The organism is Hydrogenovibrio sp. SC-1, from assembly GCF_002848135.1.
GTDB lineage: Bacteria > Pseudomonadota > Gammaproteobacteria > Thiomicrospirales > Thiomicrospiraceae > Hydrogenovibrio.
The window spans coordinates 147498-166156 of the sequence record NZ_PKGB01000003.1; the positions used below are offsets into that span (position 1 = coordinate 147498).

The 18659-nt window shown below is 44.4% G+C and carries 14 protein-coding genes; 8 read left to right on the forward strand and 6 right to left on the reverse strand.

The window, feature by feature from the left end; all coding sequences use genetic code 11:
- From ftsA to argJ, 4 genes are all read left to right on the forward strand, one after another.
- Complete coding sequence (ftsA, locus tag CYQ88_RS02755) at positions 1 to 1254, forward strand: cell division protein FtsA (RefSeq protein ID WP_101839814.1); 1254 nt, start codon at positions 1 to 3, stop codon at positions 1252 to 1254.
- 65 nt (positions 1255 to 1319) lie between these two features.
- On the forward strand, positions 1320 to 2240 hold the full coding sequence (gene lpxC / locus CYQ88_RS02760) for a UDP-3-O-acyl-N-acetylglucosamine deacetylase (RefSeq protein WP_101839815.1): 921 nt from the start codon (positions 1320 to 1322) through the stop codon (positions 2238 to 2240).
- A gap of 126 nt (positions 2241 to 2366) precedes the next feature.
- Positions 2367 to 5108: a preprotein translocase subunit SecA gene (secA, locus tag CYQ88_RS02765; protein WP_101839816.1), complete on the forward strand. Its 2742-nt coding sequence runs from the start codon at positions 2367 to 2369 to the stop codon at positions 5106 to 5108.
- Between the two features lie 19 nt (positions 5109 to 5127).
- On the forward strand, positions 5128 to 6333 hold the full coding sequence (argJ, locus tag CYQ88_RS02770; protein WP_101839817.1) for a bifunctional glutamate N-acetyltransferase/amino-acid acetyltransferase ArgJ: 1206 nt from the start codon (positions 5128 to 5130) through the stop codon (positions 6331 to 6333).
- 52 nt (positions 6334 to 6385) lie between these two features.
- On the opposite strand, the gene hisC is transcribed toward argJ, so the two are convergent.
- On the reverse strand, positions 6386 to 7453 hold the full coding sequence (hisC, locus tag CYQ88_RS02775) for a histidinol-phosphate transaminase (RefSeq protein ID WP_101839818.1): 1068 nt from the start codon (positions 7451 to 7453) through the stop codon (positions 6386 to 6388).
- A 141-nt stretch (positions 7454 to 7594) separates the two neighbouring features.
- On the opposite strand from hisC, the gene CYQ88_RS02780 reads away from it, so the two are divergent.
- A complete protein-coding gene (locus CYQ88_RS02780; RefSeq protein ID WP_101839819.1) occupies positions 7595 to 8545 on the forward strand; it encodes a Nudix family hydrolase in 951 nt (316 codons plus the stop codon).
- Between the two features lie 15 nt (positions 8546 to 8560).
- On the opposite strand, the gene CYQ88_RS02785 is transcribed toward CYQ88_RS02780, so the two are convergent.
- Positions 8561 to 8962, reverse strand: a complete 402-nt coding sequence (locus CYQ88_RS02785) for a hypothetical protein (protein WP_101839820.1) — start codon at positions 8960 to 8962, stop codon at positions 8561 to 8563.
- 122 nt (positions 8963 to 9084) lie between these two features.
- Positions 9085 to 9672, reverse strand: coding sequence for a dephospho-CoA kinase (gene coaE / locus CYQ88_RS02790; protein ID WP_101839821.1), 588 nt, complete (start codon positions 9670 to 9672; stop codon positions 9085 to 9087).
- A 115-nt stretch (positions 9673 to 9787) separates the two neighbouring features.
- On the opposite strand from coaE, the gene CYQ88_RS02795 reads away from it, so the two are divergent.
- Together CYQ88_RS02795 and grxD are read left to right on the forward strand one after the other, a co-directional pair.
- A complete protein-coding gene (locus CYQ88_RS02795) occupies positions 9788 to 11620 on the forward strand; it encodes an N-acetylglutaminylglutamine amidotransferase (RefSeq protein WP_101839822.1) in 1833 nt (610 codons plus the stop codon).
- A 93-nt stretch (positions 11621 to 11713) separates the two neighbouring features.
- The gene (gene grxD, locus CYQ88_RS02800; protein ID WP_101839823.1) at positions 11714 to 12061 is read left to right on the forward strand and encodes a Grx4 family monothiol glutaredoxin; all 348 of its coding nucleotides are present in this window, start codon (positions 11714 to 11716) and stop codon (positions 12059 to 12061) included.
- Positions 12062 to 12115: 54 nt separating this feature from the next.
- Here grxD and CYQ88_RS02805 read toward each other — a convergent pair whose 3' ends face one another.
- The 3 genes from CYQ88_RS02805 to argA form a co-directional block, all read right to left on the reverse strand.
- Complete coding sequence (locus tag CYQ88_RS02805) at positions 12116 to 14608, reverse strand: methyl-accepting chemotaxis protein (RefSeq protein WP_101839824.1); 2493 nt, start codon at positions 14606 to 14608, stop codon at positions 12116 to 12118.
- An 88-nt stretch (positions 14609 to 14696) separates the two neighbouring features.
- On the reverse strand, positions 14697 to 15317 hold the full coding sequence (gene rnt / locus CYQ88_RS02810; RefSeq protein WP_101839825.1) for a ribonuclease T: 621 nt from the start codon (positions 15315 to 15317) through the stop codon (positions 14697 to 14699).
- On the reverse strand, positions 15318 to 16604 hold the full coding sequence (argA, locus tag CYQ88_RS02815; RefSeq protein WP_101839826.1) for an amino-acid N-acetyltransferase: 1287 nt from the start codon (positions 16602 to 16604) through the stop codon (positions 15318 to 15320).
- 184 nt (positions 16605 to 16788) lie between these two features.
- On the opposite strand from argA, the gene ilvD reads away from it, so the two are divergent.
- Positions 16789 to 18657: a dihydroxy-acid dehydratase gene (gene ilvD / locus CYQ88_RS02820; protein WP_101839827.1), complete on the forward strand. Its 1869-nt coding sequence runs from the start codon at positions 16789 to 16791 to the stop codon at positions 18655 to 18657.
- Positions 18658 to 18659: the final 2 nt, after the last annotated feature.

An 18659-nucleotide genomic window follows, 5' to 3' on the forward strand; every position in this document is an offset into this window, starting at 1 on the left:
ATGGCAAGAAAGCAACAGACTTCAAACGCTAATATCGTTATCGGACTGGATATTGGTACCTCAAAAATAGCAGCAATTATTGGCAAAGTTAAAGAGGACGGCGGTATTGAAGTTGTGGGTCTCGGAACTCATCCATCAAAAGGCCTTAAAAAAGGCGTTGTGGTCAATATCGATTCAACGGTTGAATCGATACAGCGCGCTATTGATGAAGCGGAAAGAATGTCGGGCATTAAAGCCACATCGGTTTCAGTCGGTATTGCAGGAAGCCATATTGGTAGCTTTAACTCGAACGGAATGGTGGCCATTAGTCATCAAGAAGTCCAGCAAGAAGATGTACAGCGTGTGATTGATGCGGCGCAAACGATTGCCATTCCGGGAGATCAAGAGGTTCTGCATATTTTGCCGCAAGAGTTTATGATTGATAGTCAAGGCGGTATTCGGGAACCTATTGGAATGTCCGGCGTTCGTTTAGAAGCCAAAGTTCACATGGTGACGGGATCGGTTAGCGCAGCTCAAAATATTACCAAATGCGTTGAGCGTTGCTCATTAAAAGTCGACAACTTGATTCTAGAACAGTTAGCTTCTTCGGAAGCGGTGTTGTCAGAAGATGAAAAAGAGCTGGGTGTTTGTTTGGTGGATATTGGCGGTGGAACGACCGACATTGCAGTTTTTCAAAATGGCGCCATTCGTCATACAGCGGTTATTCCCGTTGCGGGTGATCAGGTCACAAATGATATCGCAATGGCGTTAAGAACGCCAAAGACGGCGGCCGAAGAAATTAAACGAAAATATGCGTGTGCCCTGCCGCAACTCATTTCTAAAGACGAAGAAATTGAAGTGCCTAGCGTGGGGGATCGGCCAGCTAGATGCTTGTCACGCCATACCTTAGTCGAAGTCATTGAACCGCGCTATGAGGAGTTATTTCAATTAATTCAAGCCGAGTTAAGACGAACTGATTTCGAAAATAAAATCGCTGCGGGTATTGTATTAACTGGCGGAAGCTCGTTAGTTGAAGGCGCTGTCGAATTGGCCGAAGAGGTGTTTCACATGCCAGTGCGTCTAGGAATCCCACAAGAAATATCAGGATTGAAAGAAGAAGTCAGAAGCCCTTCTTTTGCAACCACGGTTGGATTGCTTATGTATGCAAAAGAACACCAATCTTATCAGCCCGCAAGCGAGAATCAACGCGCGTTAAGTCAGGATGCAGGGTCGATACTGGCGAAAATGAAAAGTTGGTTTAGTCAGAATTTTTAGAAATTCGCGAGCGTGCTTTGTGATAGAATTCGCCGCTATTTATTTTTGAACAAAAAGAGTCATTTGTGAAACAAAGAACACTTGCCAATACGGTTAAAGCAAAAGGCGTCGGGCTGCATACTGGTCATAAGTCAATTATGACATTGCGTCCTGCACCCGTTAACACCGGGATTTGTTTTCGTCGTATTGACGTTAATCCCGTAGTGGCCTTTCCCGTTTCTCCGAGTTTAGTCAAAGAAACCATGCTTTGTACCACGATCGTGCAAGAGCGTGAGAGTGAACGTATTAAGATTGCGACAATTGAACACTTGATGTCAGCGTTGGCAGGGGTGGGGATTGACAATCTTTATATCGATATTACCGCAGATGAAGTTCCGATTATGGATGGTAGCGCCTCTCATTTTATTTTTCTTTTGCAAGCAGCGGGCGTCAAACTACAAAATGCTCCGAAAAAATTCATTCGCATTAACAAAGAAATTGAAGTGACAAATGATAAAGGCGGTGTCGCTAAGTTCATGCCGTATAACGGGTTTCGACTCAATTTTTCGATTGAATTTGATCATCCTGCGTTTGATCAGACTGCCGAAAAAATGACCTTGGAGTTTTCATCGACTTCTTATTTTAAAGAAGTCAGTCGAGCAAGAACCTTTGGGTTTGTGAAAGATATGGAAACCTTAAGAGCTCAGAATCTCGGCTTGGGCGCAGGTCTTCATAATGCTATTGGTCTTGATGATAATGGGGTTGTTAACCAAGAAGGCTTACGTGACAAAGATGAATTTGTGCGCCATAAGATTTTAGATGCGGTCGGTGATCTTTATATGGCCGGGCATCCTATTATTGGTGAGTTTACGGCTCATAAATCTGGGCATGCGCTGAACAACCAATTGTTGCGTGCTTTAATGGCCGATACCTCCGCCTATGAAGTGGTGACCTATGAAGATGGTGAACCCCCCATACAATACGGAAGCAGTAAAATTTTAATCTAACCATTCCTCTCATTTGCCTTTCATTATCGCTATGCTATTCCGTTCTGGAAATGTGTTAGAATGCTAATCATTTTTTAAAAAAATCAGCCGCTTCAGGCTCTCTTTAATTATTGGATTTCAGTAAGAATGGCTTTAAAACTCTTCAAGAAAATTTTTGGCAGCCGAAATGACCGGCTAATTAAGCAATATAAGAAAAAAGTTCAGCAGATTAATGCATTGGAAGATGCATTATCGCAGCTAACGGATGAAGCTCTCAAACAAAAAACATTGGCATTTAAGCAGCAACTGTCAGAGGGTGACACCACTCTTGACCAATTGTTGCCTGAAGCGTTTGCTGTGGTGCGTGAAGCCAGTAAACGAGTGATGGGCATGCGTCACTATGATACCCAGTTAATTGGGGGCATGGTATTGCATGAGGGCAATATTGCTGAAATGCGGACAGGGGAAGGGAAAACCTTGGTTGCTACCTTGCCAGCTTACTTGAACGCGCTGACCGGAGAAGGGGTTCATGTGATTACGGTCAATGATTATTTGGCCTCACGTGATGCCGAGTGGATGGGGCAAGTATATGGCTTCTTAGGGCTGACAACAGGGGTCGTATTATCCGGTCAACCGCCAGCTGAGAAACAAGCCGCTTACCAAGCCGATATCACTTATGGGACCAACAATGAGTTTGGTTTTGACTATCTACGCGATAATATGGCGATTTTTGCAGAAGAGCGTGTGATGCGGGGCCAAAATTTTGCCATCGTCGATGAAGTGGATTCGATTTTAATTGATGAAGCCAGAACGCCGTTAATCATCTCTGGGCCTGCAGAAGATAAGTCAGAACTTTATGAAAAGATGAATCCGTTAGTTGATCGTCTAGAAAAAGGAACTGAGGATTTAGAAAATAAAACCTCAACCGGCGATTACACTGTAGATGAAAAGACCAAACAAATCCACTTGACCGATGACGGTCACGCCAAAGTGGAAGCCATGTTGGTTGAAGTCGGGATTATAGAGGAAGGTGATTCGCTTTACGATGCAGAACACATCAGTTTAATGAAGTATGTGAATGCATCTTTAAGAGCCAATCTGCTTTATGAAAAAAATACCGACTATATTGTCCAGAACAATGAAGTCATTATTATCGATGAATATACCGGTCGTAAAATGGCGGGGCGCCGATGGGGCGATGGGCTGCATCAAGCCGTTGAAGCGAAAGAAGGGGTTTCCATTCAAGCGGAAAGTCAAACCTATGCTTCTATCACTTTCCAAAACTATTTCCGTCAATATCAAAAACTGTCTGGTATGACTGGGACAGCAGATACTGAAGCAGGTGAGTTTTTGTCTACCTATCAACTAGAAGTGGTGGTCGTACCCACTCATAATCCGCCGCAAAGAGATGATTTGCCGGATTTAGTGTTTTTAGATATACAAGGTAAAATGTCGACGATCGTGAAAGATGTGAAGGCCATCGCTGAAAAGCAGCAACCGATTCTGATTGGGACGGCGTCGATTGAGATGTCTGAGATTTTGTCCGGTTTGTTCAAAAAGGAAGGCATTGAGCATAATGTGTTGAATGCCAAACAGCATGACAAAGAAGCGACTATTATTGCGAATGCCGGGCGTCCTGGCGCGGTCACGATTGCGACCAACATGGCTGGCCGGGGGACGGATATCGTACTGGGTGGTAACTTAGATTTGGAATTGGAAGGCTTAGAAGATCCGACACCAGAAGAAGTTGCCCAGGTCAAAGCCGATTGGCAAGCGCGACATGATGCGGTCATTGCCAGCGGTGGGTTGCTAGTACTGGGCTCTGAACGACATGAATCTCGCCGAATTGATAATCAGTTGCGTGGGCGTTCAGGTCGTCAAGGTGATCCAGGGGTGACCCGTTTTTATCTTTCTTTAGATGATGACTTGATGCGTCGGTTTGCTTCTGAAAAAGTTAAAAATATGATGCGTCGATTAGGCATGAAGTCCGATGAACCGATAGAGCATAAAATGGTCTCTAAGTCGATTGAGCGAGCTCAAAAGCAAGTTGAGCGCATGCATCAGGATGAAAGGGCTAACTTATTGAAGTTTGATAATATTGCCAATGAACAACGTAAAGTGGTTTATGCTCAGCGTAATGAGCTGATGGAAGAAAATGATGTTTCTGAGATTGTTGATTCTTTACGCAGCAATGTTATTGAATCAACGATGGCTGGATTTGTTCCACCCGGTTCGATTGAAGAACAGTGGGATATTGCTGGGTTGGAAAAACAGTTGCAAGAAGACTTTGGCGTAGAAGTGCCGATTGCTGAGTGGTTAAGCGAAGATAAAAGTTTGTATGAAGAAAAACTCAGAGAGCGCCTAGTTGAAACGATAAAAACTCAATATCAGCAGAAAATGGCGATGATTGATGAAACCACCCGTCATCATTTTGAAAAAGAAGTGCTGTTGAGAACCATTGATAAGCAATGGCGTGAACATTTAAATGAAATGGATTATTTACGGCGTTGGATTCACTTGAAAGGATTTGCGCAAAAAGATCCTTTCCAAGAGTATCGTACTTCTGCGGCACAGATGTTTGAAGCCTTTTTGGATGAAGTGATGTTTGAAACCATCCAAACGCTATCAATGGTACAAATCCGGGGCTCAGAAGACGTTGATGCTTATGAGCAGCAGCAATTGGATGAGCGGCCTCAAGATGTTGAAGCGGTTCATCCTGCTGCGAAAACCATCTCTGACAGTTTAAAAGAATCAGCAGCGGACGATCTAAAGTCGAATCAATCAGAGGAAGGCACCTACCGGCGTGAAGCCCCAAAGGTCGGTAGAAATGATCCTTGTCCTTGTGGTTCTGGGAAAAAATACAAACAATGTTGCGGTAAGCTGACTTAATAATAAGGAACGGCTAAAAATGAATTTGGACTCGATGCATCCAGTTGCAGGTGTCTATTTAGGCACAACGGCAGCCAAAATTAAAAAATCTGGTGCGGAAGACTTGTTAGTCGTGGCATTTCACCCAGGCAGTCGTACCGCAGCGACGTTTACCCAAAATGCTTTTTGTGCGGCTCCGGTTGTTCTAGCAAAGCAACATTTGGCATCACAGGCTACCGAAGCTTTAATTATAAACAGTGGCAATGCGAATGCAGGAACTGGTGAGCAAGGCCTTGCAGATGCAAAGCAATCTTGTCAGTGGGTTGCCTCAGAGTTAGGTATCGCGCTAGAGGCTGTTTTACCCTTCTCAACGGGTGTGATTGGCGAAAACTTGCCGATGGAAAAACTAGCATTGGGTGTCCCGAATGCCATTGCCAATCAAGCTGTGACGGGGTGGGATGCCGCTGCAAAAGCTATCATGACCACCGATACCTGTGCTAAAAAGCTTTCACGCCAATTTGAAATTGACGGCCACTTGGTGACCTTGAATGGGATTGCTAAAGGTTCCGGTATGATTCATCCGAATATGGCAACCATGCTGGGATTTGCGGCAACCGATGCCAAAATTTCCCAGGAATGCTTGGATCAAGCATTAAAATCAGCGGTCGCAGTTTCCTTTAACCGGATCACTGTTGATGGTGATACCTCAACCAACGATGCCTGTACTTTAACCGCGACCCAATTAGCCGATATGCCGGAAATCACTGATATGGATTCAGAGGCCTATCAGTGCTTTTATCAAGCACTCGAAGCGATGATGATTGAATTGGCGCAAATGATCGTTCGGGATGGTGAAGGCGCAACCAAGTTTGTGTCGGTGATCGTTGAAAAGGGGGCGACTGCTGAAGAATGTTTAAAAGTGGCGCATGCCGTGGCACTCTCACCACTCGTCAAAACCGCACTATTCGCTTCTGATCCTAACTGGGGGCGAATTCTAGCTGCGGTTGGCCGTTCAGGCCTGGTTGATTTTGATATTAATGCCTTACAGATTTATTTAGGGACCGTGCTATTGGTTGAAAATGGCGGCAGAGCCGATTCGTATACCGAAGCGGCGGGACAGGCAGTGATGAATGAAGCTGATATTACGATTCGAATTGTCTTGAATCGGGGCGAGGTCTCCGAAACGGTATGGACGACGGATTTTTCCTATGATTATGTTCGAATTAATGCCGAATATCGGAGTTAGCGCAGTTTGGTTGAATCATTCTATTAAAAAGCGGCACTGAGCCGCTTTTTTTTTATGGATTTGAAATTAAACTACCAATGACGTCACATAAACGTTTATTTTGAGCATCGGTGCCGATCGTGATTCTAAGGAATTGATCGATACGGCCGTGCTTAAAGTGTCGAACGATGATTGACTGCTCACGCAACTGGTTAGCAAGTTTAGCCGCATCATAGTGTGGGTGGCGAGCAAAGACAAAGTTGGCTGCTGAGGGTAGGACTTCAAATCCCTGTTGTTGCAAAAACTCGGTCAGGGTTTGGCGAGTTTTAATAATCTGTTGACAGCAAGATTTAAAGTAATCATTGTCTTCTAATGCAGCCACTGCACCGACAATGGCCAATTGATCTAATGGGTAGGAATTAAAGCTGTTCTTAACCCTCTCTAAGGCTTCAATTAAATCAACATGACCTAGTGCGTAGCCCACTCTCAAACCGGCTAAAGAACGAGATTTTGAGAAGGTTTGCACCACCAATAGATTTGGGTATTGATTGATTAACGCACTGGCCGAAACGCCACCAAAGTCAATATAGGCTTCATCGACCACCACCACTGAATCGGGATTGTATTTTAAAATACGTTCAATGGCGTCAAGTGTTAGCAACCGACCTGTGGGTGCGTTAGGGTTCGGGAAAATAATGCCGCCGTTGGGTTTTTGATAGTCCTCTGGGTTGATGGCAAAATCCTTATCGAGTGGAATTGTTTCATAGTCAATTTCATACAATCCGCAATACACTGGATAGAAACTGTAACTGATGTCCGGAAATAAAATGGCTTGATCTTGTTTCAATAATGCCAGAAACGCATGTGCCAAAACTTCATCAGAGCCGTTGCCGACAAACACCTGTTGTTCGCTAAGCTGATAGGTTTTTGCCAATGCGGACTTGAGCAGATCGGCATTGGGATCAGGGTAAAGCCGAAGTTTATCAGCGGCAAGCTGTGTATTAATGGCCGTGTGAACCGATGGTGAGGGTGGGTAGGGATTTTCATTGGTATTTAGTTTAATTAGACTATCGCCTTTGGGTTGTTCGCCCGGCACATAGGGGGTTAGGGTGTGAACCAATTGGCTCCAAAATTGACTCATGAAAATCCTCTCTCACAATGGTAACTATCGATAAAGATGCCATTTTAACGTAAACGCTCAAAAAACGCCCAGGCCTGGGCGTTTTTTTGTAAGAATAATGGTTTTAATTCGACTAGCGGTTAAATGATAGGAGAGTTCAGAATGAAAGAGCCAGTCCAAGTGGTGGTCGGCGTGCTTCGTCAAGGCAATAAACTGTTAATTGCAAAACGGCAAGCGGATCAGTCTCACGCACATTGCTGGGAGTTTCCAGGCGGAAAAGTTCAAGACGGCGAATCGCTGGAAAGTGCTTTACAACGGGAAATGTTAGAAGAAGTTGGGCTTACGACGGCCAAATGGCAGCCGCTAATAGTTATTCCTTGGGACTATGGTGACGTTCAAGTGCGCTTGCATGTGTATGTCACGGCACATTGGTCAGGGGAAGTGATGGGTAAAGAGGGACAGCAAATTGCTTGGAAAGCTTTATCTGAACTGGATGCAACAGATTTTCCAGCCGCCAACCGAGGTATTTTTAAGGCGTTAAGTCTAGCCGACCTCTATATGGTTTCGGGTAATTTCCATGATGCACAAGACGCGTTGGCAAGATTGCAGGTTGCATTGGATGACGGTGTGAGATTGATACAGTTACGCGCCAAGAAACTGGAAGAAACTGAATTTTTAGCCTTAGCAAAAAAGGCGATTACATTGACACATCAAACACCTGGCGCAAAAATTCTGATTAATGGTAAACCGGAGTGGTTGGCGAAACTTCCCGATGCAGATGGCATCCAATTACCTTCTACGGCTTTGATGGGGTTAACCGAACGGCCTATCCCAGAAGATAAGCTATTGGGAATTTCAACGCATACGCCCGTGGAAATGGCAAAAGCCATTGAATTGGATGCGGATTTTTTATTACTTTCACCAGTGAAGAAAACCGCTTCACATCCGGAGTTAGAGGGTTTAGGCTGGCAGACTTTTGCAGAGTATGTCGCCGATATTCCCGTACCGGTTTATGCATTAGGTGGCATGAAACCACAGGATGTTCAGGACGCAAAACAGCATGGTGGCCAAGGCATCGCCGCTATTTCAGGGATTTGGCCAGAACCGATTTAATTTGTCTTATCTAAATTATGAGTCAACAGCGATTTTGCGTTTTACAAAATACCGTTGATTGGGGGTCGTTAAGGTGCTGACATCAATTTGATATTTTTTTAGCTCTGAATTCAGCACCTGCCAATTAGTATTGGAAACCGTCCAATTGGTATGGAAATAGAGCCGTTGATGGTTTTTTAAGGTCATGGCTTCATAAATCAACGTCATTTCAGGGTGAGCATCTGCCAGTTGTTGGAAGGCCGCATCACTTAAAATGTGCGCGGAATTGAGTTGACTTTGTTCTAGCAGAGACTGGTAATCATCAAGTGTTGCGCCTTGATCTCGTAAGGCTTTAATAATGGTGTATGCTAGCTCGCTTCGAGGAACGATGGCTTCATAGCGGAAGTCGTTGCGAATGACCGTAACTTGATAAGGCATAAACCCCTCCGATAACTTAGCTTGGCTCAATTGACACAAACGTCATTGAAATTGAAATCCAGCATAGCATACTCGCCTTAAGCCTCCCTGAATTGACCCATTGAATTGGTCTTAACAAAGGCTTAAGAAATGATTAACAGTGGCTGAAGTTGGGCCTTAATTCGCGTAAGGGATTGAGAAGCATCAATGACATGGTCGGCGATGGCAAGGCGTTCTGCTCGACTGGCTTGTTGTGCTAAAATTTGCGATACCTGTTGATGACTGCAATGATCTCGATTCATCACGCGTTCGATTTGCACAGCGGGAGGCAGATCCAGAACGATCACCTGGTCAATATAATCGGGTACGCCGGTCTCAGCCAATAATGGGATTTCAATAACCACTAATGGCTTTTTTTCAGCGGCAAACTGTGTCAGTTGGCGTTGTGTTTCGGCACGAATTTTTGGATGCAGAATCGCTTCCAGTTGACGCTTTGCTTGCGGGTCTGTGAAAATTCTGTCTCGTAATTGAGCTCGATCCAGTTGACCATTTGACTGCAAAATGTCTGCCCCAAAAGTCTCGACAATTTCGGCCAGTCCTGGTTGTTTTGGCATCACTAATTGGCGTGCAATTTGGTCTGAATCAAGGGTTGCGATCCCTTGTTGAGCAATCCACGAACAGATTGTGCTCTTGCCACTGCCGATACCACCTGTCAACGCCATCACTTTCATATGGGGTTCCCAACGTTATAATTGCTTTGACTGTAAAGTGTGTTGAGGAATCAGTCAAACCTTTTTGATCAGGATTGTATAAAATGACCACCAAAATGATAAGGGGTAAATAACCATGTGTGGTATTTGTGGTGAAATTTATTGGGATGGACAAACGGCTAGTTCAGATCGAATTGTCAAAATGTTAACCCAGCTGGAGTTGCGAGGACCGGATGATCATGGAATCTGGCATCATGATCATGTGGGGTTAGGACATCGACGATTATCGATTATTGATCTAACATCGGCAGCTCACCAACCCATGATTGACCAAGAAATTAGCTTGGTATTTAATGGTTGTATCTATAACTATCAAGCGTTAAGAACAGAATTAATTGAGTTAGGCCATGATTTTCAGTCGCACTCTGATACCGAAGTGATTATCAAAAGCTATCGACAATGGGGGATGGAGTGCGTTAGCCGATTTGAAGGCATGTTTGCGTTTGCCATTTGGGACGACCACCAACAACAGTTGTGTCTCGCGCGCGATCGGTTTGGTATTAAACCGCTTTATTATGCCCCCGTGGCTGGCGGTGTGCGCTTTGCTTCTAATACCCAGGCACTGCTCGTTTCTGGTGGGATTGATACTCGCATTGATCCGATCGGATTACATCACCAATTTACTTTACATGGGGTGGTGCCAGCGCCATCAACCTTGTTAAAAGGGATTAAAAAACTGGAACCAGGCCATTGGTTGATCGTCAATCCCGATGGGCAGATGATCAAAAAATCCTATTGGCAGTTGGCGGCGAAACGTCCGAGAGATGTGGATGCCCCTCAAACTGAACAGGAGTGGGTGGATAGAGTCCATGAGTCGCTGAAACAAGCGGTGATGAAGCGTATGACGGCATCTGATGTGCCGGTGGGTGTGTTGTTGTCCGGTGGATTGGATTCTAGCTTAATTGTCGCGTTATTAGCTGAAGCGGGTGTGAAGGATTTGCATACGTTTTCTATTGGCTTTGAAGATGTCCCGGAAGAAAAGGGCAGTGAGTTTGAGTATTCAGATCAGGTGGTGGCACAATATCAAACCCATCACCAAAAATATTTAGTGCCGAATGAAACGGTATTGCCGCGTTTAATTGAGGCGGTTGATGCCATGTCTGAACCGATGTTCGGACAAGATGCGATTGCGTTTTATCTGCTCTCTGAGCAGGTTTCTAAAGATGTCAAAGTGGTGATGTCCGGTCAAGGGGCTGATGAAGTGTTTGGTGGCTATTTTTGGTATCCGCAAATGGCAGAAGCCGCTGAAAATTTGGGGGACAATGAGCCACCCGTGAATGCCTTCGCGCCTTATTATTTTGATCGAAGTCATGAAGAATGGCTAGAGATGATTGCGCCGGAATATCATACTGCTGATGTGACTCGCGCATTGATTAATGATCGTTTATCTGAGGCGGATGCGGACTGTTATATCGATCAAGTCTTGCGCCTGGATGCGACGACCCTAATTGTCGATGACCCTGTTAAGCGGGTTGATAATATGACGATGGCTTGGAGCTTAGAAGCACGCGTGCCTTTCTTAGACCATCAACTGGTCGAGCTGGTGATGTCTGCGCCACCAGAGCTCAAGTTACAGGATTTTAAATATTTGTTGAAACGGATTGCCCGTGGTCTGGTGCCTGATAGTGTGATTGATCGTCCCAAAGGTTACTTTCCCATGCCAGCATTGAAATACGTACGCGGCGCGTTTTATGACATGATGAAGTCGGTGTTAACTAGCCCACAAGCCCGGGCACGAGGGTTGTTTAATCCTGACTATATTCAGAAGTTATTAGATGATCCGGAAGCTGAAAGTAGTTTTACGGCGATAAAAGGCAGTAAATTGTGGCATGCGGCGTTATTAGAGCTTTGGTTGCAACGCCATGTCGATCCGTATCAAACAGAAAATTGTGACAAGCCATCCATTTAACCAAAGGCTTTGTTATAATAACCAAGTTATTTAGTCGGGTATTCTGTACGTTCAGTGAACTACCCGTTTGTTAGAAGATGTTAGGAGTTAAAAATGGAAAACCAAGAACAAGAAATTCTTGCCAAAATTCATGAGCAAGTCACTCAAAACCCAGTGGTTTTATATATGAAAGGCTCACCGCAAATGCCATCTTGTGGTTTTTCGAGTCGTACAGCGGAAGCCTTGGTACAAACAGGTGAGAAATTTGCTTTTGTTAATGTGATAGCGGATCCTGCGATTATGACCTTTTTACCGAAATATCAAGATTGGCCGACCTTTCCCCAGCTTTATATTGATGGTGAATTGCAGGGAGGGTGTGATATTACCTTGGAACTCGCTGAATCAGGCGAATTGAAGCGCTTAATGGCTGAAGCCAATGCGAAGGTCGCTTCAGAAGACTAAACTCTATAAAAATGGCCAGGCCTGGCCATTTTTGCGATGTTCCACGTTTCCGTATTAAGCAGATTTAGCATCAATGGTCAGTGGGATGACTTGATTTTCTGTCAGCTGATTGGGTTTGGCTTGGCGTAATTTAAAGTCGAGTAACCGGTCTTCAACTCCCTGTACGGAATCAATAATGGCGGCAGAGGTGTGAGATACTTCTTCAACCAAAGCGGCATTATGTTGGGTGGCTTCCCCAATTTTTTTCAGTGAATGGTTTACCTCGTGAATACCTTGGTTTTGATGTTTTAATGATTCATTCATATCGATCATGAGGCCTGATATCTCGTCAATTGCAGTGGCATTATTTAAAAAGCTTTTACGTGTCAGTTCACTCAGTTCAGTGCCTTTTTGCACTTTTTCTAAGCTTTTCTTTGTAATGTCTCTTATGTGGCTTGCGGCTTCTGCTGATTTACTCGCAAGGCTTCTGACTTCGGTGGCGACAACGGCAAATCCTTTGCCTGCTTCTCCTGCTCTGGCGGCTTCTACTGCGGCGTTGAGCGCTAATAGATTGGTTTGAAATGCAATACTATCGATGACTTGGGTAAAGTCGGCAATTTGTTGGCTGGCTTCAGAAATTTCATTGATGGAATCGGCCATTTGGTTAACAATCACCAGGCCTGATTCAGTTTCTGTTTTAGCTGACTGACTCTTTTGACTGACAAAAGTGGCGTTCTCTAGGGAATTGTTGACTCGTTCAATCATCTCATTCATATGGTTCATGGTGGTTTCGACGATGACAGATTGTTGGTTGACTCGTTGGCTTAAATCCTGATTGCCAGCACTGATTTCTCTAACACCATGAACGGCTTCAGAAGAGGCGGTTTTAACCTGTTGCAACATATTGCTAACATGTTCGGCCATATCGTCCATATTATTGCGCAGTTCATTCAGCTTACCTTTAAACTGATGATTCATTTCTACGGAGAAGTTACCTTCCCGGAAGGCCGATAGGGTGGTGGATTTCTGGTTAATTGCGGCTTCTAAGTTATCCAATGAATCATTTAAAAAGGTCTTTAATTGTGCCATGTCTCCAGGCATTTCGAGCTGGATTCGCTCTGAGAACTTGCCTTCTTTCATGGCAGCCATAACTTGTTCAACCGCACCAATGGCATTGCGTTGGGTTTGTATTGCGGCTTGCAAGCTCGAAATGACTTGGCGATAATCGCCCATAAAGGTGGTGTTACTTTGTTCAAAGGAAAGGTTGCCTTCCTGCAATGCTTGACTCATTTGCTGGATCGACTTCATCGTGAGAGCAATTTCATGGATGCTTTGATTGAAATGATTTTTGAGTTTATCAAAATCCCCTGGGTAATCTTGCTCAATTTTGTGGTGAAAATGTCCTTCTGAAAGTGACTTTCCAGCCATCATCAGTTCGTCGGTGATTTGACTGAAAGTCGTGATGAGTTGCTGTAGGCTGTGGCTCATCTCAACCAACTCATTATTACCTGTAATTGGCTGCCATTGATTGAGTCGACCCGATTTCGATATCTGTAATACATTCCGTTGAATTTGCTTGAGTGGTTGTACAATCGATGAAACGATGACGGAATTCAGAAGTAACATCAATAGGATGGCGGCTGCAATAATGGTAATCGCAACCTGGGTTTTCTGCTGCACCAATAGCGTCAATTGGTCAATAAGCTCGATATTTTGTGTGTCAGCGTGGGTTGAGAGTTGATGGATAATGCCATTGGCTCGTTGAATCAATGAAATTAAGGATGCATTGTTATCGGATGTGGTGGTCAAATAGTCCTTTATATCAGCGTAAGACTCATAGTACCCATCTCGGCTTTGTTCAAGGAGGGACAGGGTGCCCATTAACATGAAATTGCCAGATAGATTATCTAGCAGGGTAGAGATGGATTTATCGGCACTGTCACCCAAGCCCGTTTGGTGAAAAGATTGGTAAAAATCAATATTACTTGTCGAAATCATTTTGCCGAGTAATAGTTGTGAGGTATTCAGCCTTGCGACCAGGTCTTGTACGGCATCATTGACTTCTGGAAGCGAATTTTCTTGAGCAAAGTCCAGCAACTCTTTGCTGACAAGCGTTAAATCTTTGGCGGTCGGTTCTATGCCATATTCAATGGTGTTTTTGGTTTCTGTTTTTAAGAATACATTGGAGTTGGTTGCTTTTTTATATTGGCGCAATGCGACCTGTAGCTGTTTAATCAATTGTTGGTGATTCTCGGATGTTAAAACGGTCTTTAGGGATTCAGCCTGAGCTTTTAAGGTATCGATTGCGGTATTAAATTTTTGATTCGAAGCCTGTGAAAGCGTCAGTAAATATTCATTGGAAAGTTGTGTTGTGTGAATCAGGGTTTGTTGAAATTGTGCAATTTTGGCAGTTTGTTCAATTTGAATACTTTTAAGTTCATGAGATTGATTCTCGACCTGTTTGAGTGAGATCCAGGTGACATAAGATACGGCGGCTAAGAAGCTCATCGAAATCAGTAAATTGAGAAATAACCTTGATCGTATTGAAATGCTATTTAAAAAACGCATCTAGCTTCTTATCCTTTTGCTCTATAAACGGGCAGTTCAGTTTATAGAGCAAATTTTAAGTTAAGAAGACGGTTATATTAACGTTTTATTAAATATCGGATTGTTTTGATAGAGGCCATTGATTGACAATCTTACAGAATAGATCGGCTGTTTTAAGAGTGTCGTATTCTGCAGAATGAGCCTTGCTGTTATCCCAGTCAATATCAGCTGATTTTGCGGCCTTTGCAAGAACGGTTTGACCATATGCGAGCCCAGCAAGTGAGACAGTATCAAAAGTGCTGAATTCATGAAAAGGGGATTTGAGCTTACAGCGCTCAGCAGCTGCTTTGACAAAGCTAAGATCAAAAAAGGCATTATGACCAACGAGAATCGCGCGCGTGCAATCAGTTGCTTTCAGTTGCTTTTTGATGGGATCAAAACACTTTTGGAGCGCTTCTTTCTCAGAAATCGCCATCCGAAATGGGTGAGTGGGGTCTTCAACGCCGATAAATTTTAATGCACTGGGATCAAGCTTTGATCCTTTGAAGGGAAGCACATTGGCTTGAATGACTTGGTCTTTTTCAAGTAGTCCTTGCGCAGTCATTTTAAGGGTGACAGCAGCGATTTCAATGAGTGCATGGTTTTGGGCATCAAAACCGGCCGTTTCAACATCAACAACAACAGGAAGAAAACCACGAAAACGATCTTTGATATGGGTAATAGGATTCATTTAGAGACTTTTTTGTAGGACTTTTGATTGTCTTTGATTGTTGTATAAAGCTTGTCGTTGGATGGGTAATTGTGCGGGGCTGCATTCAATAAAACCATGTTCGATAAACCAGTGATGGGTGTGGGTTGTTAACAAAAACAGGGTGTCGATACCGGAGGACTGGGCTTTTGACTGAATGGCATTCAGTAGCTCTTCGCCAAGTGATTGGCCACGGTAATGTTGATCTACCGCCAGGCAGGCGAGTTCAGCGTGACTGTTGTCGATTGGGAAGAGGGCTGCACAGCCGATAATATGTTGGTCGATTTCTAACACCATATAGTGTTGAATTTCCAGCTCAAGTGAGGCTTGGGTGCGTGGTGTCAGGATGCCTTGTTCTTGAAGGGGCTGTATCAAATTTAAAATGCCAGCTACATCTTCTAGTTGGGCTTCTCTCAGCTGGTGATAACGATCCGTATAAATGAGTGTGCCAAATCCATCTCGACTAAAAAGTTCTAAAAGGAGTGCACCAGGGCTGTTTTGAGGCATCAAGTGTATTCGGTTAATAGTTTGACCGCTGTTGAGCGTATTTTCGAGTAACCTGAGGGCTTGTACTGGCAAGGTGGATTGGTTCGTGATGGCTTTTGTTTGTTGCAAAGACAATGACTTAGGGAGTGTCAATAAGGTTTCTTCAGGGGTAAAGATCATTAACTTTTCAGCTGAAAGTGCCGACGCAATCGCAAAAGCCTGGTCTAATGTATTTAGGTTGAATACTTCACCAGTTAATGAATATGCCAGAGGGGTGATCAGCGCAATTTGACCGCCAGCAAGTGTGCTCTCGATTGCTGAGTTGATTTTACGTAAAGTGCCGGTGTGCTGGAAATCAATGCCATCAATGATTCCTTTGGGCTGGGCAATAACCCAATTACCGGAGACAACGGTGACGTGGGTTTTTTGCTCCGCACTGGCTAGGCAAAACGCCGCCTCAACCTGTGCGCGGACACGGCCTATGATTTCTTGAAAATAAGCTAGATGCTCGTTTTCTGTAACTCGGGTGCTGTGGTGGGTTTTCCATTCCAATCCATGGCGCTTGAGTGTGGCATCAATTTGTGGGGTGGCCCCTAACGTCAAAACCACTTTAATGCCAAGATTATGCAATAAAACCAGATCCTTGCACAGCTGTTGCAATGCCTTTTGATTGGAAATGAACTCACCCGGTAAATAGATGACCAAGGTTTTATTGCGGTGCTGGGCAATATAAGGCGAAGCCTGACGCAAGTTATTGGTAAAATCTAATTCAGATTGATGCATAGATATGAGAAAATGTTTTAAATTAATAGCAGCAGTATAACAGCCTCTGTTTTAAATCTAAATATATCGTTTAACCTTTGATGAATTTATCGTATTGCAATTTTATTTGCTTTAATGGGGTTTATGGTCAAAGCCGAGCTGTTAGATTAAGTGCTGCTTTCAGTCGAGTTACTAAGGAGAAATCATGCCAGCATATCGTTCTAAAACCAGTACACATGGCCGAAATATGGCCGGCGCACGCGCATTATGGCGGGCGACTGGAATGCAAACCGAAGACTTTGGAAAGCCGATTATCGCCATTGCGAATTCATTTACCCAGTTTGTGCCAGGTCATGTTCATTTGAAAGATATGGGGCAACTGGTGGCTAGAGTGGTTGAACAGGCTGGCGGTGTTGCAAAAGAATTCAATACAATTGCAGTCGATGATGGGATTGCAATGGGACATGATGGCATGTTGTACTCATTACCGTCTCGCGATCTAATTGCGGATTCAGTTGAATATATGGTGAATGCACATTGTGCAGATGCTTTAATCTGTATTTCAAACTGTGACAAGATCACCCCAGGAATGATGATGGCCGCTATGCGTCTCAATATTCCTACCATTTTTGTATCCGGTGGGCCGATGGAGTCAGGTAAGACTGTATTGGGTGGGGTTGATATCAAGTTGGACTTAGTTGATGCTATGGTGATGGCCGCAGATGATAGTTGCTCTGATGCCGATGTGGATGCGGTTGAAGTGTCCGCCTGTCCCACTTGTGGTTCTTGCTCCGGTATGTTCACTGCCAATTCAATGAATTGTTTGGCTGAAGCCTTGGGGATCGCCTTGCCGGGTAATGGCTCAACCCTTGCGACGCATGTCGATCGACGTCATTTATTTGAAGAAGCCGGGCGTCGTATTGTCGAGCTTGCCAAACGGTATTATGAACAAGATGATGCCACTGTATTACCACGTTCGATTGCAACTTTCGAGGCCTTTGAAAATGCCATGTCCTTGGATGTTGCGATGGGTGGTTCAACCAATACGGTATTACATTTATTAGCCATTGCCAAAGAAGCCGAAGTGCCATTTACCATGGCGGATATGGATCATATTTCGCGACGAGTGCCTTGTTTGGTTAAAGTTGCACCGAATTCCAAGCAGTATCATATGGAAGATGTGCATCGTGCAGGCGGTATTATGCGTATTCTAGGTGAGTTAGAGCGTGGTGGATTATTGAATACGGAAGTGCATACCGTTCATGCATCCACTATGGCCGCAGCAATCGATCTTTGGGATATCAGTCGAACTGATGAAGAAGCGGTCGAAACTTTCTTTAAGGCTGCGCCGGGAAATGTCCGAACCACAGAAGCCTTTAGTCAGGATAAGCGTTGGAAAACGCTAGATGAAGATGATGAAAATGGCTGTATTCGCAGTATTGAACATGCTTATACCAAAGAGGGCGGCTTAGCCGTGTTGTACGGTAATATTGCGTTGGATGGTTGTATCGTTAAAACGGCCGGGGTTGATGAATCCATTTTTAAATTTTCTGGCCCTGCGAGAATTTATGAAAGTCAGGATGCCGCAGTAGAAGCAATTTTAAGTGATGACGTTAAATCTGGTGATGTGGTGTTGATCCGATATGAAGGCCCTAAAGGTGGACCCGGTATGCAAGAAATGCTTTACCCGACCAGTTACTTGAAGTCTAAAGGGCTTGGAAAAGAGTGTGCCTTATTAACTGACGGACGTTTTTCGGGTGGAACCTCAGGGTTGTCCATCGGACATTGTTCTCCCGAAGCGGCAGAAGGCGGGAATATCGCGCTGGTTGAGGGGGGCGATGTGATTGAAATAGACATTCCGAATCGTTCAATTCAGGTTAAACTGTCGGATGAGCAGTTGGCTGAAAGACGTCAGGCAATGGTGGCAAAAGGTCAATCAGCATGGAAGCCTGCCCAACCTCGAGCCAGAAAGGTCAGCGCAGCGCTCAGAGCCTACGCAGCCATGACAACCAGTGCTGCATTTGGTGCTGTTCGCAATGTCGAACAGGTAGAGCACTTAACCCCCTCTAAATAAAA